At 67.6% G+C, this 22,479-nt stretch carries 22 protein-coding genes; 7 read left to right on the plus strand and 15 right to left on the minus strand.

What is annotated here, in order from left to right:
• Window positions 1-93 precede the first annotated feature (93 nt).
• From ACN27D_RS19000 to ACN27D_RS19065, 14 genes are all read right to left on the minus strand, one after another.
• Window positions 94-975, minus strand: a complete 882-nt coding sequence (locus ACN27D_RS19000) for an RNA-directed DNA polymerase (Reverse transcriptase) (protein WP_421499639.1) — start codon at window positions 973-975, stop codon at window positions 94-96.
• A gap of 85 nt (window positions 976-1,060) precedes the next feature.
• Entirely contained in the window at window positions 1,061-1,807 is a 747-nt protein-coding gene (locus ACN27D_RS19005) for a 7-carboxy-7-deazaguanine synthase QueE (protein ID WP_135243145.1), read from the minus strand.
• Window positions 1,804-2,184 (minus strand): 6-carboxytetrahydropterin synthase, encoded by a 381-nt coding sequence (locus ACN27D_RS19010; RefSeq protein ID WP_135243146.1) that lies wholly within the window; start codon window positions 2,182-2,184, stop codon window positions 1,804-1,806. The genes ACN27D_RS19005 and ACN27D_RS19010 overlap by 4 nt, the downstream gene beginning before the upstream one ends.
• A complete protein-coding gene (gene queC, locus ACN27D_RS19015; RefSeq protein WP_421499640.1) occupies window positions 2,185-2,907 on the minus strand; it encodes a 7-cyano-7-deazaguanine synthase in 723 nt (240 codons plus the stop codon).
• Window positions 2,904-3,512: a GTP cyclohydrolase I FolE gene (gene folE / locus ACN27D_RS19020; RefSeq protein ID WP_135243148.1), complete on the minus strand. Its 609-nt coding sequence runs from the start codon at window positions 3,510-3,512 to the stop codon at window positions 2,904-2,906. The genes queC and folE overlap by 4 nt, the downstream gene beginning before the upstream one ends.
• Window positions 3,513-3,853: 341 nt before the next feature.
• On the minus strand, window positions 3,854-4,648 hold the full coding sequence (locus ACN27D_RS19025; RefSeq protein ID WP_135243149.1) for a methyltransferase domain-containing protein: 795 nt from the start codon (window positions 4,646-4,648) through the stop codon (window positions 3,854-3,856).
• 4 nt (window positions 4,649-4,652) lie between these two features.
• Window positions 4,653-5,390 carry a hypothetical protein gene (locus tag ACN27D_RS19030; RefSeq protein ID WP_421499641.1) on the minus strand — a complete coding sequence of 246 codons (738 nt, stop codon included), beginning with the start codon at window positions 5,388-5,390 and terminating at the stop codon, window positions 4,653-4,655.
• A gap of 230 nt (window positions 5,391-5,620) precedes the next feature.
• On the minus strand, window positions 5,621-6,751 hold the full coding sequence (locus ACN27D_RS19035) for a class II histone deacetylase (protein WP_135243151.1): 1,131 nt from the start codon (window positions 6,749-6,751) through the stop codon (window positions 5,621-5,623).
• A gap of 35 nt (window positions 6,752-6,786) precedes the next feature.
• Entirely contained in the window at window positions 6,787-7,992 is a 1,206-nt protein-coding gene (locus ACN27D_RS19040; RefSeq protein ID WP_135243152.1) for a histidine decarboxylase, read from the minus strand.
• Window positions 7,989-8,756 (minus strand): hypothetical protein, encoded by a 768-nt coding sequence (locus ACN27D_RS19045; protein ID WP_421499642.1) that lies wholly within the window; start codon window positions 8,754-8,756, stop codon window positions 7,989-7,991. Before ACN27D_RS19045 ends, ACN27D_RS19040 begins: the two co-directional genes overlap by 4 nt.
• Before the next feature lie 229 nt (window positions 8,757-8,985).
• Window positions 8,986-10,431, minus strand: a complete 1,446-nt coding sequence (locus tag ACN27D_RS19050) for an amino acid permease (protein WP_135244161.1) — start codon at window positions 10,429-10,431, stop codon at window positions 8,986-8,988.
• An 11-nt stretch (window positions 10,432-10,442) separates the two neighbouring features.
• A complete protein-coding gene (locus ACN27D_RS19055) occupies window positions 10,443-10,703 on the minus strand; it encodes a hypothetical protein (RefSeq protein WP_135243154.1) in 261 nt (86 codons plus the stop codon).
• 218 nt (window positions 10,704-10,921) lie between these two features.
• On the minus strand, window positions 10,922-11,605 hold the full coding sequence (locus tag ACN27D_RS19060; RefSeq protein ID WP_421499643.1) for an N-acetyltransferase: 684 nt from the start codon (window positions 11,603-11,605) through the stop codon (window positions 10,922-10,924).
• Window positions 11,602-12,675, minus strand: coding sequence for an FAD-binding oxidoreductase (locus ACN27D_RS19065; protein WP_421499644.1), 1,074 nt, complete (start codon window positions 12,673-12,675; stop codon window positions 11,602-11,604). The genes ACN27D_RS19060 and ACN27D_RS19065 overlap by 4 nt, the downstream gene beginning before the upstream one ends.
• Window positions 12,676-13,145: 470 nt before the next feature.
• On the opposite strand from ACN27D_RS19065, the gene ACN27D_RS19070 reads away from it, so the two are divergent.
• Together ACN27D_RS19070 and ACN27D_RS19075 are read left to right on the plus strand one after the other, a co-directional pair.
• Window positions 13,146-13,997, plus strand: a complete 852-nt coding sequence (locus ACN27D_RS19070) for a helix-turn-helix domain-containing protein (RefSeq protein ID WP_421499645.1) — start codon at window positions 13,146-13,148, stop codon at window positions 13,995-13,997.
• Window positions 13,994-14,197, plus strand: coding sequence for a DUF397 domain-containing protein (locus ACN27D_RS19075; RefSeq protein WP_047891357.1), 204 nt, complete (start codon window positions 13,994-13,996; stop codon window positions 14,195-14,197). The genes ACN27D_RS19070 and ACN27D_RS19075 overlap by 4 nt, the downstream gene beginning before the upstream one ends.
• A gap of 91 nt (window positions 14,198-14,288) precedes the next feature.
• Here ACN27D_RS19075 and ACN27D_RS19080 read toward each other — a convergent pair whose 3' ends face one another.
• Entirely contained in the window at window positions 14,289-14,489 is a 201-nt protein-coding gene (locus ACN27D_RS19080; RefSeq protein ID WP_047891358.1) for a DUF397 domain-containing protein, read from the minus strand.
• Window positions 14,490-14,601: 112 nt separating this feature from the next.
• On the opposite strand from ACN27D_RS19080, the gene ACN27D_RS19085 reads away from it, so the two are divergent.
• The 5 genes from ACN27D_RS19085 (at window position 14,602) to ACN27D_RS19105 (ending at window position 22,290) form a co-directional block, all read left to right on the plus strand.
• Window positions 14,602-15,138, plus strand: a complete 537-nt coding sequence (locus ACN27D_RS19085; protein WP_135243156.1) for a DUF6879 family protein — start codon at window positions 14,602-14,604, stop codon at window positions 15,136-15,138.
• Window positions 15,139-15,146: 8 nt separating this feature from the next.
• Window positions 15,147-16,001 carry a helix-turn-helix domain-containing protein gene (locus ACN27D_RS19090; RefSeq protein WP_421499646.1) on the plus strand — a complete coding sequence of 285 codons (855 nt, stop codon included), beginning with the start codon at window positions 15,147-15,149 and terminating at the stop codon, window positions 15,999-16,001.
• A gap of 440 nt (window positions 16,002-16,441) precedes the next feature.
• Window positions 16,442-18,016, plus strand: a complete 1,575-nt coding sequence (locus tag ACN27D_RS19095) for an HsdM family class I SAM-dependent methyltransferase (RefSeq protein ID WP_135243158.1) — start codon at window positions 16,442-16,444, stop codon at window positions 18,014-18,016.
• Complete coding sequence (locus ACN27D_RS19100; protein ID WP_209310397.1) at window positions 18,009-19,235, plus strand: restriction endonuclease subunit S; 1,227 nt, start codon at window positions 18,009-18,011, stop codon at window positions 19,233-19,235. The genes ACN27D_RS19095 and ACN27D_RS19100 overlap by 8 nt, the downstream gene beginning before the upstream one ends.
• 13 nt (window positions 19,236-19,248) lie before the next feature.
• Window positions 19,249-22,290, plus strand: a complete 3,042-nt coding sequence (locus ACN27D_RS19105) for a type I restriction endonuclease subunit R (RefSeq protein ID WP_421501173.1) — start codon at window positions 19,249-19,251, stop codon at window positions 22,288-22,290.
• Window positions 22,291-22,479 lie beyond the last annotated feature (189 nt).

A 22,479-nucleotide genomic window follows, 5' to 3' on the forward strand; every position in this document is an offset into this window, starting at 1 on the left:
TAGAGGCAGGTACCGGCAGGGACGTGTACCCAGCGCACAGTGCGAACGGCTGCGGGCGGCCCTGCGTGCGTGATGGTCATCGGAGGTTTCCCTTCATCCGTCGATGAGGAAGAGGTCTTCGGTGTTGGCCTGGTGTGGTGGCCGGACGCGACTCTTGCGTGGATGTGGCTGCATCTGCACCGTGGCGAGGGCGGCAGTGAGGGCGTCGAACGCCGCGACAGCGCCGGGCTCGTCCGCCGCGAAGATCAGGTAGTTGTCGGCGAACCGCACGACCGGCCAGTCAGCGAGCAGGGCGTCAACCCGGGACAGGCGCAGGTGAAACAGCACCGGCCACAGGCCGCTTCCCGGCACGAGCGGCGTCGGCAACGCCTCCACGGCGCGGCGGAACAGCCGCAGAAACGAGCCGTCAGCAACGTGAACCGCGAGCCAGTCCACGAACTGTTCGCTGCTGCCACCCGCCGAGGCACCCGCCACATCGACATCGGCGACCCACTGCCGCCCGGCCGCCAAGTGCTGCTCGGCTTGCCGCAGGGCGGTGATCCGGTTGCGGCGCGGCCGGTACGCCGACACCCAGTCCGCCAAGACGTGGCGCTCGAGGATCGGCTCCACCGCCCGGCGCATCGCCCGGTGCACGATGCGGTCCTCCACCGTCGGGATCACCGCCGGGAACACCTTGCCGGTGTACGAGGTGATCTCGACATGCCGCAACGGGCCCGGCTCCCACGTGCCTGCCCGCAGCCGGTTGGACAACTCACCGAGACGCGCTCGTAGCCCGTTGCGGTAGCCGGCCCAGGTGAGGCCGTCCGCGCCCGGTGCGGCGGCACGCCGCATACCGAGCCGAGCCGCCGCGACCAGATGCGGCAGGTCCACCAGGAAGGGCATGAGGGAGTGCGCTCGGGGCTGCGCAGGTCGGGCTCGTTGCGCTATCGTGGGGCTCGCTTGGACGGCAGGAACGATCCCGCCGCCGACGATCACAGGGCCGCTGCCCCACACGCGCGGCGTGTCGCGGCGGGAACGACGGCCCCGTCCAAGCCCATCTGACCGGCGTGAGCCCGGTGATTCAGCGGCCACGGGTGTCCTCCCACAGCAACACGTGCAGGCGGCTGCTCAGGTGCCAACCCCTAGCCAGAACCGCGTCCGCGAGGTCCCGCATCCCGGTCAGGACCGCATCGCTGGTGGTGCCCTCCGGCATCACCCATAGCGGGTCCAGCCCGAACCGGGCCTGGAGCTGGACGATCTCGTCCAGCTCCGCCGTGCAGGTGACGGCGAACTTGAACACGGCCCGCCCGGAGGCCGCCAGCGCCGACAGGGCGGCCGGGTTGAGTCGCCGAAGACCGTCCCGCGGCCCGGCGAAGCTGCTCAGCTTCGGAGACACGTTGAACGCGGCTGTCGTTGCCAGCAGATCCGGCAGGGGAACAACTGTGCCGTTGGTCTCGATCTCCACCCGTCGCCCCGCCTCGGTGACCCCCTTCACCACGGCCAGCAGCCGGTCCTGCTGCAACAGTGGCTCGCCGCCGGTGATCACGAGTAGCCGCGTAGGCTGCGTCAACACCCACCTGACGACCTCCTCGGCCGTGCGCCGGCTGGTGTGCGCGCGCAGATCGAACCGCGAGGTATCCCAGGTGTAGGGGGTGTCGCAGCGTGGACAGGACAGGTTGCAGCGCGACAGCCGCAAGAACAGCGCCTGCTGGCCGCTGCTTGGCCCTTCACCCTGCAACGTCGGGCCGAATGTCTCCGCGACGAACAACGGCAGCGTCGGCGGACCGGTCGGGGTCGGGGGTACGGCGGGCGTGGTCGGCGCGGTCATGGCAGGACCGGCCCGTACTCAGCGAAGGTGGATGCGGTTTCGGATACCCGGACTTTCTCGACCCGCACCGATTCAGGTAGCCGCAGGTGGTCGCAGCACCAGTGGTAGAAGTAGGCGGCGAGGTGTTCGCTCGTCGGCGGCGCGTCCAGGACGGTGTTGAGGTCGCGGTGGTCGAAGTGGTCGCGGACGTGCGCGCCGAACGGGGCGAGTTCGGCGAAGTCTACGACGAAGCCGGGCCGGTGCAGCTCTCCGTCGGAGACGAGATGCACCTCGACGGTGTAGCTGTGCCCGTGGACACGGGAACACTGGTGGCCCTCGGGCAGGTCGGGCAGCGAGTGCGCAGCCTCGAAGCGGAACTGTTTGCCGATGCGGTGCACCTAGCTCACCTCCGAAGCGGTGGCGTAGTCGGTCGGGTCCGTCACGCCGGCCACGTCGAACGCCTCGCGCCGCTCAACGCAGGTGCCGCACGTGCCGCAGTGCTGCTGCCCGCCCTTGTAACAGGACCAGGTGGTCGCGAAGGGCACACCGACGACGTCACCGAGCCGGGCAATGTCGGCCTTCGACCAGTCGATGAACGGCGCGACGACACGAAACCCTGCTGGCAGGAATCCTTCGTTCGCTATCCGCGCCGTCGACTCAAACGAGGCGAGGAAGGCCGGACGGCAGTCGGGGTAGATCGGATGGTCACCGGCGTGAGCACCGAAGGCCACCGCGTCCGCACCGGCGGACACGGCGAGCGCCACGGCCACGTCGAGCATGATTGCGTTGCGGTTCGGCACCACCGTGGCGCGCATTGACACATCGGTGTAATGCCCATCCGGCACATCGACGCTGGCATCAGTGAGCGCCGAGCCCGACAGCACTGCCCCGATGCCGGTCAAGTCGACCATAAGGTGTGGCGCGCGCAGGGCCTCGGCGGTTCGCACAGCGAAGTCCAGCTCGCGGCGGTGCCGCTGCCCGTAGTCGTACGACAGCAACGTTACCCGCGACCCGGCGCGCTGCAGGGCATAGGCCAGAACCGTGCTGTCCATGCCACCGGAGACGATGACGACGACGCGCGAGGGCACCGGAGTGACCAGCGGCAGCGCGAGGGCGCTCACGGCCGCCACCTCCGCCCGGCCAGGTTGAGAAACTCGGAACGCAATGTGGCGTCACGCTCCAGCCCGCCCAGCCAGGTCGAGGTCACCGTTGAGGCCCCCCGGGCCTTCGCGCCCCGCAGGGTCATGCACAGGTGCTCGGCTTCGACAATCACCCCGATGCCACCGTGGTCCGGGACGACCCGTTGCAGGCCGTCGGCGATCTGCTGAGTGACGTTCTCCTGGACCTGCAACCCGCGAGTGGCGCGTTCGACCAGCCGCGCCAACTTCGACAGCCCCAACAGCCGCGCGCCCGGAAGATATCCGACAGTCGCCGACCCGACGAATGGCAGCAGGTGATGGGCGCAGATCGCAGCGAACGCCACATCCTGCACGATGACAAACCCCTGATGCTTTGCATCGTTGACGAAGTCTGTCGCCTCGAACGGCGCCGGCGTCAGGACCTCGCCATATGACAGCACCATTCGTTCCGCCGTTCGCCGCAGGTGCTCTGCCTGGATGTCAACGCCGAGCGAAACCAGCATCTGCTCGGCGGCGGCAATTGCGGCGGCCACATCCCGGTCCTGCAACCGGTGGGGCTCAGGCGCTCGTGTTGCGATCACCGTCATGTGCCAACTCCTTTGTGAAGGTCCGAGCGCTCCAGCGCTGCGGAGTCCAAACATGGGTTCACATTCGAGGCGTGCCGCGCCGCAGCGAGCACGACGCTGCTGAGGTCGCCTGGACGCTGCAAGCGGTACGGCCGTGTCCGACCGATTGAGGGGCTGGCGGCAGCGGGACGGGGGATGCCCGCTGCCGCCAGCCGTGGGACGAAGCCGCCGCGCCTAACCAAGAACGGCGACCGGCCCCGGGCAGCCACCTTCGGGTAGCGGCTACCGGTGCGGGCTGAAGAGAGGTGACAGCCTCTCCACGGCCCGGGTCTCTGTGCGCTTGCCACCGACCCGCTTGCGGGTCAGGCCGCCTTGCGGGCGTGGATCGCCCTGCGTTCGTAGGAGCTGAGGACCACGGCCGGGTCGGCCATGAGTTTGATGAATCGGTCGAGATCGGCGTGGCTGAGTTCGGGTTTGACCAGATGGGGCCGGAGGTGTTCCGCCGCATCGGCGAGGACGCGGCAGCCGGGGCCGCCGCCCGTCCAGGTTTCGACGCTTCGGTGGATGCACACGGGGTTCACGCCATTGGCGACAAGCAACGCGGTGACGTCGTGCGGCCAGGTGGCGCGCCCATTGCCGTTAATGAGGCTGTAGATCCTCGCCACGAGATGCTGCACCAGGTCGGCGTCCCGGCCGTCTGGTTGAAGCATCGCCGCAGCGTCCTCGCAGCGTGGGCGGAACACCCGGGCGGGGGTGAACGGGAGGTCGGCCAGGATCAGCCAGCCGCCAGGCCGCAGCCGACCAATCATCTGCCCGATCACCCCCTCCGGATCGGCCAGCGGGCCGTGAAGCCACCGTGCAATGACGACATCGATGGTGTCGAGCTCGCCGGGCAAGGCGTCACCGTCGAGGTCGCGTTGATAGACGTCGATGATTGCGGTCGGCGCGAGGTAGCTGGTGTCCTCGTCTACTGTGATTACTCTCCCGTTAGGACCGACGAGGCGAGCTAGATGGGCGGTCAGCTCGCCGGTGCCGGCACCGATCTCCAGCACGCGTTGGCCGGGCTGGATCGGGATGCGGTCCAGGTCGTGGCGGATGGCCGGGTCGAGCAGTTCCTGTAGGGGCGCGGACGACCGCGCCGCTTGTGTCCGTGTCATTGCTTCACTCCAGGTCGGTGCGGTCGGTGAGGCAGGGCGGGTTTTGGTGGATCAGCCACACGCGCGCATGGCGCGGATGCACCTGCCGTTGCGCAGGGGCGGCGTTGGCGCTCGCGGCGGGTTCCCACCAGCGGCGGGAGGCGTGGGTGCGGGTGAGCAGGAGGGCGTATACCTGCGAACGCCATCCGCTCGGAGTGAGCGTCGCGGTTTCGTAGGCGAGGATCTGTCCGGTGCTGGGGTCCAGGATCAGTAGGTGCCGGGTTCGGCCTTGCCTGCTGGTCGCGACGAGAGCGACACCGACGCGTCCGGCCCGGTCGAGCGCCGGGTGCGCGGTCAGGCCGCTGGCGTCGGCGAGGACCCGCAGCGCGAGGCCCCGCTGCTGCCGGTCAGGGCTGTACCAGAGTGCCAGCGCCGCGAGGCCATCCAGCAGGGCCGGGGTGTCGTCTCCCCATCCGTTGAGCTGAGCATCGCTGATCAGCCAGGCGCTCGTCGTGTAGGCGTTGGTCAGGTTGCGAATCCGGAGGTCACCCGGTCGCCACCAGTCGTGGGCCACCTGCCGGCTCGGTGACCGTGTGGCCAACTCCGCACCGGAGTCGTCGGCGGCGTACCAGCGCACCGCCTGGGCTTCCTTCACGCCGCCACTGGCGTTGTAGGTCCATCGGTGGTGGTGCACCACGTTGAACCGGCCGGGTGTGGCATCGCAGGCAGTGGCGGTGATCCGCGCGGCCAGGTCCAGCAGCACCGGACGGGCCGGGCCGCCGGGACGCAGCCGCACCCCCGCCGACGACGCCGACGAGCCGGAATGTGGTGCCGGGTTTGGGACGGCGCAGCCGGCCCCGGCGTCCGGGTCAGCCACGAGCGTAGACGTGGATGAGGGTTGAATAGTCAGCCCAGCCACCGCGATGAGCAGGGTCGCGGTGGTGGCGGCGACAGCCTTCGTGCTCGCGATCATCACGGGGATGTGGTCGTTTCTCAGGCGGACGGGACGGCGGTCTGGATGCGGGGCAGGAGTTGCGCGGCCTCGCTGATGACGGCTTGTTGTTGGGGGGTGAGGGGTTCGGCGGCGTAGCCGGCGACGACGGCCGCGAGGGGGTCGGTGACGTGGGTGGTGGTGCCGGCGAGTTCTTCGAGGAACGCGAGAGCGCAGTACGGGGTGTAGAAGGGGCTGTAGCCGCCTTCGTGGGCGGCGATGAGCCGGCCGTGGCAGAGCCGGTCGGCGGAGCCGACGAGCAGGCGGGTCATCTCCCGGTACGAGGCGGCGGTGAGCATCTGCCGGGCGAGGGGGTCGAACACGCCCGCGTCGAAGCCGTTGGCGAGCAGGATCAGATCGGGGGCGAAGCGGTCCAGCGCCGGCAGCACCACCTGGTGCATGGCCAGGAGGTAGGCGGCGTGGCCGCTGCCCGGTGGCAGGGGCACGTTGAGGGCGTAGCCGGTGCCGTCGCCGGTGCCGTTCTCGTGGGTCCACCCAGAGTCGGGTGGGAAACAACCGGCCTGGTGCAGGCTGATGGTGAGCACGCTCGGGTCGTCGTAGAAAATGGCCTGGGTGCCGTTGCCGTGGTGGGCGTCCCAGTCCACGACCGCGACCCGGGCGAGCCCGAGTTCGGCCTGGGCGTGGCGGGCGGCCACGGCGAGCGAATTGAACAGGCAGAAACCCATCCCCTGGCCGGCGGTGGCGTGGTGACCGGGCGGGCGGACCAGGGCGTAGCCGTTGGTGATGTCCCCGTGAACAGCGGCGGTGACGAGCTCGATCAGCCCACCAGCGGCGAGGCGAGCGATGTCGTAGCTACCGTGACCGACCGGAGAGAACCCGTCTCCGGCGTCACCGCCGCCGCGTAGATCGCTCTGGGTCTTGATGTGCTGGACGTAGGCGGCGGTGTGCACGCGCGTCAGTTCCGCGACGGTGGCCCGTCGAGGCTCGATGATCATCAACTCGCCCAGCAGCCCGCAGGCGTGGATCAGCTCGTGGACGCGGCGCTTCGCCTCGGGGTTCTCGACGTGCACGGCGGGTTGGACACCGGCGGTCGGGTCGGCGGGCAGCAGGCCGGCGCTGGTGCCGGTGTCGTGCCACAGGTATTCGGGGTGGAAGACGTAGCCAGTGGGCATGACGAGTGCCTCCATCGGCGGTGTTGAGCTCGTGGTCAGAGCGGGTAGACGTGGGCGTGCGGTTCGCTGGCGGGACGGGGGCGTGGGACCGGCCTTGGTGGTGCGATGTCGGCGATGTCGGCTACGAAGGCGTCGATCTGGCCGCGGGTGACGCCGGGCATGCAGATGAGGTGGCTGGTGTCGCCGTCGGAGGCGAGGAGCCATTTCTTGCGCACGGGTTCGGGTGGGGTGGGCAGGACGACGGTGAAGGCGTGGGGGTGCCGCCAGGCGGGCCAGCCGGCGGCGGTGAGCTGGTCGACGGTGTAGGCGGCGAGGCGTCGGGCTTGGAGGGCGCGCCAGCGGTGGCCTTCGCGGCCGTGAATGGCGATGGCGTGCCACAGCAGCGCGGCGGCCAGGCCGCAACGGGAGCCGGTGATCGTGGTGTCTGCGGTGGCGGTATAGGCGACCCGGCCACCGTGGGTGCGGACGCTGTCGCGGACGAGCACGACCCCGCACGGCACCGGCAAGCCGAAGAACTTGTGACCGGAGATCGCGATGCTGCCGATGCCAAGGGCGTCATCCAGGTGGAGTCGCCCGTCGAGGGCGAGGGGGATGCCGGACAGCGCCGCGTCGACGTGCACGTGCCCGCCAATGCCGTGCTCGTCGAGGACGGCGCGGATACGGCCGGTGTCGTCCACCGCTTCGGTCATGGTGGTGCCGACGGTGGCGACCACGATGGCGGGCCACCGTCTGCGTCGTTGGACCTGCTCGGCGAGATGCTGGTAGTCCATTTCCCCGTCCGGGTGGGCCTTGATGAGCACCCCGGGCGCGCCGAGGATCCGTGCGATCTTGGGGATGGAGTAGTGGGCAGCTGCGGAGTAGAAGATGCGGGCGGTGGGGTGGTGGCGCAGCGCGGCGTGCAGGGCGGACAGGTTGCCTTCGGTGCCGCCGGTGGTGACGTAGCCCCACCGGTCCTGGGCCGGCATGGCCAGGGTGTCGGCAACCCAGGCGATGACCGCCTGCTCCAGCACTCGCGTGTGGGCGACACCGCTGGTGTCGGCGGGGTCGCCGATGTTGTTCCACAGCCGGGTGCCCAGCCGGGCCATGACGTCGCTCTGGTCGAGGTCGACGGCGCCGGGGAACCCGATGCTCGTCGCCGCGGCGGCGTCGGCCTCGCGGACCAGGTGTTCCAGCACGGCGGTGGCGTCGAGCGGTGCGCGGCTCAGATCCGCGGCGTCGGCCAGGCTCAGAGTGTGGGTCACGCGGGCCGCCTGGTGAGCAGGTGGGCGGTGAGGGTGTGGTGCAGCGCGCCGAGCCGCCGCCACACCTCGCGGGTGGCATCGTCGCCCTGTTCGGTCAGGTTGGCGTGGGGGTTGTAGTAGCGGACCCGGTCGGGATCCAGGGTTTTGGTGCAGCGGATCCCGTCGACGCCGAGGCGGGCGTGAGGATCTCGGTCGATGTGCAGGGCGGTGCCGTCGGTCAGCAGCGCGTAGCACTGGCCCTTGAGGTCGAAGGCCGACAGGTAGCGACCACCCGAACCATCCCGCAGCGTGCGGGCGACCTGGTGCCAGCGCCCCTGGTCGGAATCGAGGGTGCTCACGCCGACGCCGACGTAGGTGGCGTGCGCGGGCAGGCTCATGTCTCCGCCGTTGACCATCGATCCGTCCGGGCCGAGCGGATGCCACCGACGCCCGGCGGAGGCGGCGCGGGCGATGTTGTCGCGGACCACCTCGCCCAGCTCGGTCAAGAGCTGGGGCAGGTCGTCGGATTCCGGGGAGGCCAGCCACAGCCGGTAGGCGGTGTACAGCAGATAGCCGTGCGGCTCGGTCGGTGCGTCGGAGGCGAAGAACAGGGCCACGGCGTGCGGGCCGAGGGCCTCGCGGGTGGCGTAGCGCTGGTCGGCCTCGACCGTGTGGCCGGCGTTGATCCGCTTGCACCGGTAGGCAACCTGCCGACGCAGATCCGCCCACCGCCGTGCCTCCGCCGACACCTCCTCCCCGTCCTGCCATGGCTGGTGCGCAGGCATGTGCGGGGGCGGGGCTATGGTGGGGGGAACTGGGGCCTCTGGCGGTCGCTGGTAGTCACCGTGCACCGGGCGGTAGCCAGGCGGCGGGTAATCCGCTGGGATGTGCGGGCCGGGGCCGGGTGGTGCCGCTGGAGGGTGTTCCGGCCGCCAGCCGGGGTGTAGGGGGTCGACGCCGTAGCGTCCGCCAGGTGGGGTCATCGCCGCGTCAGTTCGCATCGTCCGCAGCCCCTTAGATGGAGACGCTGATGGCGTCGGGAACGGCGTGGGTGCTCGGAGTGCCACGGCCGATGCCGGCGTAGACCTCCGGGCGTGACCGCCGCATGTGGGCGGCCCACGCGCCGCCGGCCAGGGCGGTGGCGGCGAGGATCGCGGGCAGCAGGAACGGTTCCAGCGACTCGGGCGGGGCACCGAGCAGGGAGCCAACGTTGCCGACCATCAGGGCCAGCACCACTGTCCCGCCCGCCGTTGCGAGACCGGGTGCGAGCCGCCACTCCCACAGCCCGACCTTCTGGCCGCGCACGCTGGCCGGAGCCATCATCGCGGCCACAGAGGCGGCCAGCAGCAGGCACAGCAGGCCCATCGCGCCCAGGGTCGACAGCCAGGTGAACATCACCGCGACCGGGTTCGCGCCGGCCAGCGCGAACCCTCCCACCACCACGGCGGCGACGCCGGTCTGGGTCAGGGAACCGCCGCGAGGCGCGCTGACCCGCGTCGCGGTGCCGGTACGGGCGAGGCTGGCGGGCAGGACACCTTCGCGGGCCATCGCGAACACGTACCGGGCGATGACGCTGTGGAAGGCGAGCATCGAGGTGACGATCGCGAAGACCAGCACTACCTGCGCGAGGGGAACCCACGCGCCGCCGATGCCCTCAAGGACCGAGAACGGCAGCCCTCCTGCGGGGTCGGCGGCGGCATCAGCGGCGGCCTCGGGGCCGGTCGCCACGCCCATCGCCCACGCCGCCGCCGCGTACACACCGCCCAGGACGAGCACCGCAGCGATGGTGGCCCGGCCGACCGACCGGCGGTCGATGGCCTCCTCCATGAACGAGCCCGGCGCGTCGACGCCCATGAACGCCGCCACGCAGAAGGCGACCGCCCCACCGATGCCGCTGACCGCCAGGCCCGAGGCGTCGAAGCCCTCCCAGGACAGCCCGCCATTCGCAGGCTGCCCGAGACCCGCAAGGGTGAACGCGGCGACGATGAGCAGGGACACCGCCAGCACGGCGGCCAGCACGCGGGTCGACAGCACGATCGCCCGCACACCCACCACCGCGACCACGGCCACGGCAATGCCCGCCCACACCCACCACGCGCCGCCGAGCTGGGCGGCCAGTGTCGCGCCGAACAACCCGAACAGGCTCGTCTGGATCGCGTTGTACGCGATCAAGGCGACCAGACCAGCGGCCACACCCCAACCCCGGCCCAGGCCGTGCGCGAGGATTCCGTAGTATGCCGCCGCGTGCCCCACCTGGCGAGCCAACGCCGTGTACCCGACCGCGAGCAGCGCCACCACACCGGCCACCACCACGAACACCAGCGGCAGCGCCGACACCCTGGTCGTCGCATAGGTGGCGACGATGCCTCCGGCCAGCACCACCATCGGCGCCGACGCCGCCGCCCCGAACACCCACAACCCGAACGGAGTCACCGTCCGCCGCGCCAGCGCCACCTGCACATGCGTCGACCTCACCACTGCCCCCGATCGGTCGAATCCGGGCAGCACGAGCGGCGGCAGCCGTCCACCGGGTGCCGCCGCACCTCGGCACCGTTGGCCGGCACGACATACACCGCAGCGGGCCGTACCGGGCCGCTCCGCCAGAAACGCCGGTCCCGGTCCAGCCGTCGCCGGGCGGTCGCCGCGTCCGGGGTGAACCCGAACAGGTCGTGGGCCCCGTTCGGCCACTGCCGCCGGATCGCGTAGCCCCACGTGAACTCGTCCGACGTCACGTCTCCCGCCTCCGTGACGGCGGTGCTGGCGCAGGCGGGGGTCGAGCCTGCCGGCCACCGGCTGGCGTTGCCACGTCGGAGTGGAGCCAATGCCCGTAAACGGGTGATAGCGGACAGCATGACGGGTGCCTCCTTCGAATTCGGGGTGCAACGAGGTAGCCCGCTAGGCGCGAGGTCGCCGCCTGCAGGTCATCAACTTCCGGATCGGGACTGAACGATCAGGGAGAGCGGGGCGCCGGGATCACCCGTCCGTGAAATGGGGTCGCGGCGCGGTACAGCCGTGCTCGGCGCGGCAGAGCGCTGAGCCGTTCGTCCGGTGCCGGTCGCCACATCCGCCACAGCACCGGCCCGCCCGGCTCCAGCAGGATCGGTGAGCGCGGCTCGTACCCGAGCCCCGCGAACACACTCTCGCGGGGGTTGTCGCTGGCCACCTCCGCGTACGCCGGCAACCCCTCCTCGTCTGCCGCCCGGTGATAACTGGCCAGCAACGCGCGTGCCGCCGCCTCCTGCCCAGGGCGGACCGCGAGGTGAGCGAGGTAGTGATGCGGCGTATGCGGGAGCACTGCGTCGACGTAGGCGTGCAGCAAGGCGAACCGCGCCGCATCCGCGCCGAGGATCCGCTGCAGGTAATACATCCACTTGGCACCCGGCGCAGGCGGCTCACGCCGCGAGTACCAGACCGCCACTGCCGCGTGGTCGGCGGTCGTATCAACCCGGCCGTGCCGCACACCGTGCGTCAGCATCAGATGCGCGTAGCGCCGCAAGACCCCCGGACGCTCCGTCGCAGCAGGCACTAGCCACGCCCCCAAGGGCCGACTTACCAACCCCTGTGCCACAACCTCGGACAGCCCGCTGAGCTCCGCATCGGTGGCGCTGCGAACTGCCAAATCCATCAGCTTCATGCCGAACCCCTCCGCTCGATGCCGCCGGCCGCCATGTCCAGACCAGACGGGCTCGCGACGCGCGACGAGCGTTGGCGCGACACCCACAGCGTCGAATCCATGGCGCGCCGGAACGTGGTGGCCAGGTGCAGCCTGCCGGCAGGGATCCCGGCAGTCGGCAGACGAACGCGCGCCGCCTCCATCAGCTTCGGGGGGCCGCACACGTAGAACGCCTGCCCTTGCCGGTAGTGGTACAACGCCACGGTCAGCAGATCGCCCTGCGCCGCCGGTTCCACATCCCCGTCGTCGGAGAACGCCAACTCCACCGTCAGCCAGTCCCGATGCGCCTGCGCCAGCTTGTCCAACGCCACCGCGTCATATAGATCCAGCAGCGTCCGCGCCCCCACCACCAACGTCACCCGCCGCTTGACCGGCGACGCGGCCACCTGCTCCACCAACGCGCGCAGCGGCGCGAGACCCGTACCACCGGCCGCCAACAGCAAATCGGCCTCGCCCGCGGCCTCCAGCGACAATCCGACATCGACCGCGGGACCCAGCCACAGCAGCTCACCCGGCGCCACGCGCTCAACCAGCACGGGCGACACCATGCCCTCGCCGACCGCGCGGACGTGGAACTCCACCGTCCCGTCCCGGCGAGGAGCATTCGCCAGCGAATACCACCGCCACAGCCCCGGCAGCCGAGGCGTACACACTGGCATCGCCTGACCAGGCAGGAAACAAAGACGACGCATCGGCCGAACAGTCAAGACCGCGACTCCATCAGGCGCAGCGTCGGACGCCACGACCTCGCCGCCCGTGACATGAGGGCCGTCGCCCATCGCCGTCGCTGCCCGCTCCGCCACCCGCAGAACCCGACGGCATCCCCGCTCCCAGTAGCCGGCCAGCTCGGGCTCCCAGCTCGCGCCCGTGAACCGCCGCACCGTCTCCACCATCGCCGCCGCAATGACAGTGCCGTGGTACGGATACAGCTCGAAGCGCCGGTACATGCGGCTTAACACCGCGAACCCGGCCCGCCGAGCCGCCGGGTCGCCCTGACCAGCGATCATCTGGCTCAGCGTCGAGAAGAACATCGGCGCACACCCCTGTGGGAGAAACCGCACGCTACGGTCCGCCATAAACGACCAAAAGTGATCAGCAGCGCGCTCATGCGCGGCAAGGTTGACCGTCAGCGAGGACCCGAGATCAGCCATCGCGTTTGCCCGTTCCCCGAGAACCAGCCATCCACGGTGCCGGCAACCTCAAGCTGAAGCGCCCGACAGACCGATACGCCACATGGGGAGTCGGTTGATCAAAATCGGCGACCGCATCGATACCCCGTTGCCGACGGAGCTTGACCAGCTCGGAACCGGGAGGCAGTGCGGCGGGTCTTGTGGCTGGTCCTGCTAAGCCCACGTGTCCTCCCAGTGTGGCGATCACTCATCGGACGGATCTCGACGCCCGCCTAGTCTTAGGCGTGCGCCTAGTCTTACAGCTAAGACTAGATCCAGACAAGTTGTCTGAGTCAATTTCTGCACTTGCTCGGCTGTGTCATGCTGTCTCGGTGCCAAACTGGCCTACCTTGAGACGCAGACGGCTCGCCCGTGAGCTGGCCAACTTGCGTGAGTCCATCGGCATGACGATCGAGGAAGCTGCGGGACATGCAGGAATTTCCCCCTCTCACCTCTCCCGCGTAGAGCGCGCGCTGGTCGGGGTGCGTGTGCCGGTAGTGCGAGCGTTGCTTGCTACGTACGGCGCGAGCCCCACCGTGACAGCCAACCTGGTGGAGGTAGCTCAGACGGCGACGCAACGTGGCTGGTGGCATCGATACGCGGGCAGCATCCCCGACGAGTACGCGACCTATATCGGGTTCGAGGCAGACGCCGCGCGGATCTGGAACTTCGAGCTGATCTCGATTCCGGGCCTGATGCAGACCGAGGGTTATACCCGATCGGTCCTACAAGGCGGCGTTGCCCGTCTCAGCGAGGAGGAGATCGAGCGCCGCCTTGAGGTTCGCATACGCCGGCAAGCCCTGCTGCATCGTGAGGACCCACCGGCTCTATGGGTAGTCCTCGATGAGAGCGCCATACGGCGGCAGGTAGGTGGCCCTGAGACGATGGCTGAGCAGCTCAACCACTTGGTGGCTATCGCGAATCTGCCGCACGTGGATGTGCAGGTACTGCCGTTCGCGGCTGGCGCACATCCCGGCACCCCGGGTTCATTCGTCGTCCTTGGCTTTGCCGATCCCACTGATCGGGAGGTCGTTTACATCGAGACTATGGCTGGCGATCTCTACCCTGAGGGTGACGCGGACGTGCAGGGAGCCGTTCAGGCGTTTGATCGATTGAGAGCGATGGCACTCGCCCCAGACGAATCCGTGTCGATGATCCGTAACGTTGCAAAGGAGCTCGCGTGAACGACTTCAGTCGCGCGAAGTGGCGGAAGAGCACCAAGACCCAGCAGAGTGGCCAATGTGTCGAAGTGGCGAGGGTGGGCGAGGTCGTCGGGGTGCGAGATTCCAAGGACCCAACCGGACCCGTACTGCTGTTCACGACCGGCGAGTTTGCCGCCTTCCTCGACGGCGCGGCCAAGGGTGAGTTCGACGATCTCCTTTAGTCAGGGCTAGCGCAGATTCGTAGATGCCCGGCTTGGTGCCACCGAGCCGGGCATCTAGGCTTCGCTCGCGGCCCAAACCGGCGCCCCATGATCACAGGTCGTTGAACTCGCCCTGGTTCGCGCCGCGCAGGAACGCCCGCCACTCTGAGCGCGAGAACGTGAGCTTCGCGCCTTCGGGGTTCTTCGAGTCCCGGACGGCCACGCCGTCGGGCAGCGACGCTACCTCCACACAGTCGCCGTTGAGGCTCTCTGAGCTCTTCCGCCAGGTCAGGCCCGCGAACGCGTCCGACATGTTGACTCCCTTCACTGCGTTAGGATCGAGACTGCCACAAGGCTGCCAGGAGGACTAGTCTTCGGGCGCGACTAAACTTGATCGGCAGGTGGCCACAGAACGGGACAATCCGATGCAGATGGACGAGTTGCAGCGCATGCTGCGAGGGGTGGAGCGATCGGTGTTCCGCCTGGAGACACTGGATTGCTACACGGCACCGGGTGAGGCAGACCTGCTGCGCGACTTCCACGCGGGGCGCGCTCTCCCACCACGCAGCCCGGACCATGATCCCTGGTTGCGGATGGTGGCGGACAGCGTGAACGCCGGCAGGCGCTGGAGCAGAGTCCACGTCCTGAACCGCCCGCTGTCGGATTACCTCCGCTTCGAACTCCTCGGCTATCAGGGGAACTTGCTTGCGGGCGAGGACGTTCGCATCGCTGATCGGGCGGTGGCTCCAGACGAGCTAGGCGAGCTGACATCTGACTTTTGGCTGCTCGATGACGTGCTTGCCGTGAAGATTGAGTATGACCGAAAAGGTCGGCGCTTGGCCATGGAGCCGACCAGCCACGTAGCGCCCTACATCGAACAACGCGACCTCGCAATGAAGTGCGCCGTACCACTTCGGGCATATATGCCGTTGGTGCAGCATGAGTTGCGTAGATCCTGGTGACACCAGCGGTGGATGACCGATCTGCCCTTGCGGCCCGGCTGCGGGAACTCCGCGAGGAGGCCGGCCTGTCGACCACGCGACTCGCTGCGGCATTGGGCTGGTCGCAGTCAAAGGTTTCCAAGATCGAGAACCGACGCACGAAACCGTCGGTCGCCGATGTCCAAGCCTGGACAGTCGCGACCCGCGCACCGAGCGATGTGGCGGCCGAACTCGTGGATGCTGCCGAATCTATTCAAGTGGCGTCAATCATTTGGGACAGGACGCTCAGCGGCGGGCGCGCTGAACATCAACGGACCATTGGTCGATTGCTTCATGACGCCAAGCAGGTGCAGGTATTCCAGCATGCAGTTGTACCCGGATTGCTTCAAACCGCTGAGTACGCGCGCAACGTACTTACTCTTTCGGACGTCTTCGGTGTCGGCGATACGTCCCGGGCAACGGCGGCGCGCATCGAGCGACAGGTAGTGCTCTACGAACAGGATAGAACGTTCGATTTCCTCATCTCCGAAACCGCACTGCGGTTTCGCGCGGCACCGCCTGGGGCGCTCGCTGCGCAGTACGAAAAGATTCTGTCTGTCTCCACGCTACCCGCCGTTAGCATCGCCATCCTGCCAGTCGACCTCCGGCCGTCAATGGTCCATGCCCACCCGTTCGTCTTATATACCCTGCCCGACAATGCACGCCTCGTCACGATCGAAACCTACACCCGTGAAATGACGCTGACTGATCCCGAAGAAGTGGACGTCTACTCGCGGGTGTATCGGTCGCTACTGGCAGATGCACTAACGGGAGAATCGGCACGTCGTTTCTTGACTGAGCTTCGTTCCGAGGCGTTGCGTTTGGTGGTGCCGCGGCACCACTAGTGCCTCTTCACGCAGCCTTGAACGGTCACCAAGGATTTGCCTCCGTCTTTCATTAAGCCCTTGATTCATCGGTCCGCGCTGCCTGCCGCGTTGACTCTTCTGACCGCTCACTCGGTGCTCGGCCGGCTTGACCAGGCCCGTCGACCACCCCAACACCACCTGATGAGGCGCTCAAGCGATCACGTTCAGTAATCGATGCATGCTCGCATCTGTCCGCGCGGATCTGTCGGTGGTCGCCGCTAGGGTTGGGTTCCAACACGCCCGGCGTGTCGTTCGCGACGCGCGGGGTGGCGGCGAGGGGGAATGAAGTGCCCCGCGTATGTTCACCCGGCAGGACACGCCCGGCGTGTACATGCCGGGCACGCCCAAAATAGGGTGACCAGCCGGAACGCTGCGGCCTTCGAGTCGCCACCCTTTGACGAGCGAGGACACCCCGACTGATGGCAGTGACGCAGCAGGAGATCGAGAACCGGTTGTGGGACGCCGCCGACGAACTGCGCGTGGCGATGCCCGAAGCGCAATACTCGTCGGTGGTCTTCCCGCTGATGTTCTGGAAGTATCTGTCGGATACCTGGGAGCACCACCACCAGGAGTTCCTGGCCGACAACGAGGGCCTGGACGACCTCTCTGCCGAGGAAGCCCACGAGATCGAGTACCGCGACTACCAATCGTTCGAGATCCCGTTCATCCACCCCGGCACCGTCCAGCAGCGTCGTGCCTCCTGGTCGTCCATCCTCGCCACCATCACCCAGCCCGGCCTCGGCCAGCGCGTCCGCGCCTCCCTGCAAGCCATCGAGACGGCCAACCCTGACAAGTTCTCCCGCCTGTTCGGGTCCATGACCTGGACCTCGGAAGAGGCGCTGCCGGGTGAGGTGTTGGCGGCGGTCATGCAGGCGATGGACCGCACCCCGAAGATGCACGAGGGCAACATGTCCCACGACGTGCTCGGTGGGGCGTACGAGTACCTGCTGAAGCGGTTCTCCGACGGGTCCGGCACCCGCGCCGGCCAGTTCTTCACCCCACGTGAGGTCGTCGAGCTGATCGTCGAGGTCCTGGCCCCGAAGGGCTTCGAGTCGGTGTATGACCCGACCTGCGGGTCGGGCGGCATGCTCATCGCCTCCGCGAACCTCCTAAAGGCCCACGGCGGGCGCGGATACACGCTCAAGCTGTACGGGCAGGAGGCCGTACCGGACACCGCCGGTGTGGCACGCATGAACCTCTTCATGCACAACCTCACCCAGTTCCAGGTCGAGGTCGGCGACACCCTAAAGGACCCCCGCTTCAAGAAGCCGGACGGGTCCATCGCACAGTTCGATGTGATCCTCGCTAATCCGCCCTACAGCCTGAAGTGGAAACCCTGGACCAAGGACCCGCGCGCCATCGGCGGTGTCGCCCCGCAGTCGTCGGCGGACTGGGCGTTCGTGCAGCACATGATCGCGTCGATGGACTCGAAGAAGGGGCGCGCTGGCGTCGTCTTGCCCCACGGCGTCCTCTTCCGAGGCGGCCAGGAAGCATCCATACGCCAACGCGTCCTGGATGACGATCTCCTGGAAGCCGTGATCGGCCTACCGGCAAACCTCTTCTATTCGACGTCCATTCCGACCTGTATCCTCGTGTTCCGCGCACCCGGCACCAAGACCGACGAACGCAAGAACGGGGTGCTGTTCATCGATGCCTCCAAGCGGTTCACCAAGGCCAAGAACCGCAATGTCCTCACCGGCGCAGACATCGCCGACGTTGTGACCGCCTACCACTCGACCTTGGATTTTGACGGCAGCCCGGTCGACCCTGACGGCGACGGTGGACTCGCGGCGCGATTCGTCCCCGCCACGGAGATCGTGGCGAACGGGTACGACCTCAACATCGGGCGGTACATCAAGCAGGCTGCCGCCGAACAGGAAGACCTCGGCGCTCTCATCGATGCATATAACATCGCCCGAGCCGAGCGCCAGAAGACCGAGCAGCGCATGCTTTCCATTCTCGCTGCCGCCGGGATTGAGGGATTCGATGAGTGACGGCTATCCACTTCGTCCGCTCGGCGAAGTGATGCGCCTTGACATCCAGCGCACGCCGATGACGCCTGCTACTACCTACCGTTTGGCCGGGGTCCTAAACGCAGGACAGGGGCTAATCGCTAAAGGCGAGTTCGACGGCGGGGACACGGAGTACGCGGCGATGAACGTGCTGCGCGTCGACCAGGTAGTGATGCGAAAACTGACAGCGTGGGAAGGACCTATCACTGTAGTACCTGCCGACTTCGACGGATTCGTCGTCAGCAACGAGTTCCCGACATTCACACTCGGTCCGGAGCTGGTACCCGACTGGATGAGGCACGTCTGCCGCTCACCGCAACTGTGGGCCGAGATGAAGAACCGAGTGAGGGGGACTGTTCAACGGCGCAAACGCCTCAACCCAGAGCAACTCTTGCAGATTAAACTCCCGATCCCACCTCGCGACGTACAGGCGGGGATCGTTGAGATGCTGGACGCAGTTGACGACCAGATAATCGCACTCGACAGAGAAGCCGAGGCGCTGGAACGCATGTCGATGATCGTTGCCGAAGATTTGCTCGCCAACGAACCAATCGTGGCGCTCGGAACGATGCTCGATGACATTCAAGGGGGCAGGAGTCCTCAGGCAAACACGAGGCCCCCGGGCGCTGACGAGAACGGCGTCTTGAAGGTCAGCGCGGTCACGCCCTTCCGGTTTCTTCCGGAAGAGTCTAAGGCCCTTCTGCCTGGCACGTCCATGCCAAAGTTCGCGCTTGTTCAGCCCGGCGACGTACTCATTACGCGAGCGAACACACCTTTGCGAGTCGGGGCCGTCGCGCGTGTCCCCGCTGATGTTCGGAGCGGTCTATACCTGGCCGACAAGACTCTTCGACTCGTGCCATCGTCAAAACTGGACCCGGATTTCCTCGTGGCAGCGATGGCGCTGAAGTCGGCCCGGACGCACCTCACTAGTTCGGCTACAGGCACCAGCGCCTCAATGTTTAACGTCAGCCAGGATCGTATTCGTGAGACACCGATCCCACTGCCTGACCTGGACCGGCAGCAGGAGGTTTCATCCGCCGTGCTGTCCGTTCGTGCGAATGCCGATGCGGCACGTGCTGAGGTCGCCAGTCTCCGTCAGATTCGGGCTGGCCTGCTGTCCGGGCTGCTGGACCGCACCATCAACATCAAGTCCGCCGATCTTGGAGGTCTGACTCGTGGCGAAGGGCATTCGGGAGCGTGAGTTCCAGAACCTCATGATCCAGTGGTCCCTCCCGATGGGCTGGGGCTTCACCGCGGGCAGGTCGCTGCCGCGTGCGACAACGCAGACGGTGCTTACAGGCCAAGTGCGAGACGCTCTCGTTCGGCTCAACCCTGGGGTGGTCGACGGGTTCGACGTGGATGCGGTGGTCGAGGAGATCGTCGCTACGGTGAACGCCGTTGAGGGCGGGCTGGTGCGGGCCAACGAGCAGGTGCTGCGCCTGCTGCGGGGGCATAAGGAGTTCCGGGACGCCGATGGCGTGTGGCATGCCCTGAAGGTCATCGACGTCGAGCACCCGACCGCTAACACGTTGGTCGTGTCGGACGAGGTGACCATCACTGTCCCCGGGAAGACTCCCCGCCGGTTCGACCTCGTGTATTGGGTCAACGGGCTGCCGCTGGTCGTGGTGGAGGTGAAGTCGCCGACCGCGAAGTCTGGGTGGGCTAAGGCTGCCCGCGAGATCAACGATGTGTACGCCGCCGAGTACCCGTGGTTCTTCACCCCGAACGTTTTCGCCGTCGCCTCCGACGGGCTGAAGCTGCGATTCGGTGCCGTTGGCGCGCCCCTGAACCTGTGGCAGCCGTTCCGGTCCACCGCCGACGACGAGAACCTGTCCGGCCAGGCCGACGTGCAGCGCTCCGTCGAGCTGCTGCTCAACCCGGCCACCGTCCTGGACATGCTCGCCAACTTCGCCCTGTTCGACACCTCTGGAGGCGGGGTGGACAAGAAGTACCTGCCCCGCTACCCGCAGATGGAAGCCGCCCACCTGATCCACGAGCGAGTCGTAGCCGGCGGCCAGAAGGGCCTGATCTGGCACCACCAAGGTAGCGGGAAGACGCTGCTGATGGTGTTCGCCGCCTCGCTGCTGCTGGCCGACACCCGTACCGAGTCGCCCACGATCATCCTGCTCTCGGACCGGACCCAGCTCGTCCGGCAGACGTCCGGGGTGTTCACCTCCGCGATGGGCGACGCCTACTTCCACCAGCCCGCAACCAGCGCCGAGCTGCGGGCGCTGCTGGCCGACGACGTCCGCGGCGTCATCTCCACGACCGTCCACAAGTTTGCCGACGCCGGCAAGAACCTGGCGACCCGGGACAACATCATCGTGCTGGTCGACGAGGCACACCGCACCCAGTCCGACAAGTCGAAATCCCTGGCCGGGCAAATGCGTGCGGCATTGCCGTACGCGAAGGTCTTCGGCATGACCGGCACCCCTCTCCGCAACCTCGCCACCGACACCTTCGCCCTCTTCGGCGAGGAGACCGACCCGGGCAGGGTGCTGCACCGGTACTCGGTGTCCCGGTCGCTGCGGGACGAGGCGACTGTCCCGGTCATGCTGGACCCGCACCCGGTCTCCTTCGACATGAACGGCCAGGAGCTGCAGGCTGAGTTCGACCAGTTCGCCGACGACTTCGATCTTGACGACCCCGACCGTGAGGCCCTGTCCCGCAAGTTCGGACGCCTCACTTCGGTGTTCGCCAACCCCGACCGTATCCACACGGTCTGCCAGGACATCGTGGACCACTACCTGGCCGGCGCCTACCGCAACGGCCTCAAGGCCCAGGTCGTCGCCTACAACCGTGAGCTGGCCGTGGCGTACACGGACAAGATCAACGAGCTGCTGGCCGGCTTCGAGGCGTCACAGGCGCTCGCCGAAGTGGGGAAGCATGACCGGATCACTGCCGAGGTGAACATCTCCGTCTCGGATTCCAAGGACGAAGACCCCGCCATGCGGCCGTACCGCCTCTCCGAGGCCGAGGAAGAGGAACAGAAGCGGCGGTTCCTCACCCCGGACGACCCGCTGTGCTTCCTGGTGGTGACCGCGAAGCTGATGACTGGGTTCGACGCCCCCAACGAGGGCGTCCTCTACCTGGACAAGCCACTGAAGGCCCACACCCTGTTCCAGACGATCACCCGCCCAAACCGCACCTGGGTGTCCCCAACCGGATTCGTGAAGACCTCCGGCGTGGTCGTCGACTACATCGGCCTGGCCGAAGAGGTCCAGCGGGCCGTCGTCGACCCCACCTCAGAAGGGGCAGGCAAGAAGGGCGGCGGGTTCGTCACCAACCCGTCCGAGCTGGTCGCCGAGTTCCGCACCACCTTCGCCCGCATCGAAGACCTCCTCGCGGACGTGGACGACCTGGACCTCACGGTCCACGGATACGAATCCGTGCGGGCCATCAACGTCTTCCTGGACGCCAACGCCGGCGCCGCCGAGGTGTTCTCCAAGGACTACCGGCTGCTGGCCCGCCTGTACCCGCTCATCAACACCGACAAGCGGGTCGCCAAGTACCGGGACGGCTTCGGGCTGTTCGGGTCCGTGTACACGACCCTGTTCAAGAAGTCCTCCGACGAAGAGAGGAAGGAACGGCTGGGCGAGCTGGGGCCGATGGTCCTGGAGATCATCAACGCCCACGTCCACTCCTTCACCGTCGTCGCCTCCCAGGAAGAGCCCCTCGTCCTGGACGCCCAGGGCATCGCCATCCTCAAAGAGCTGATGGCCCTCGTCCGCCCCAAGCCCGACAAGGACGACGGCGAGGACAAGACGCCACCGTCCGCGGCGGAGATCCTCGACCGCATCAAGGCCGCCCTCGAAAAGGGCGTCGACCCAGGGTCCGCGAAGTACACCGCCCTCGCGGAGCGGATCAGGCTGCTGCGCGATCAGATCATCCAGAACGCCCAGGACGCCCTTGACTTCCTGTCCGAGGCACTCCGGATCGCTCGCGCCATCGTGAACGCCGAGAAGCACCCCGACGAAGCCGTCGTCGTGCTGGACGACGACCACGTAGGGGTCCTGTCGCGGATCATCCACGACCACGCACCGCCCGGCCTCACCGTCACCGAGCGGAACCTGGCCGAGGAGATCGACCAGGTCGTCACCCGAACCCTCGCCCAAACATGGGACAACGCAGACGCTCGCAACCGAGGCGTCCGCCGCGCCACCGCCGCCGTCTTCCGCCGGTACATGTTGAAGCCGGTGGGGGAGCCGTATGACTCCACCGTCGCCTACATCGAAGCCCACTACCTCGTTGACTGACGAATGCACGGAGTCCCGGCAACCTGGGGCGGTCGCCGACAAGCACGAAAGGTGCCGACGCACGCCCGAGTGCAGAGGCAGATACGGCTGGACCTGCAAGCCGTGCATTGAACCGTCCGGGTTCTTGTAGAGATGCCATGCCGAGAAGTGAGTCGAGTACGCCGACAAGGTGTTGCAGGAGCCCCGACC

The organism is Micromonospora sp. WMMD1274 (assembly GCF_049179035.1).
GTDB classification, from domain to species: Bacteria; Actinomycetota; Actinomycetes; order Mycobacteriales; family Micromonosporaceae; genus Micromonospora; species Micromonospora tulbaghiae.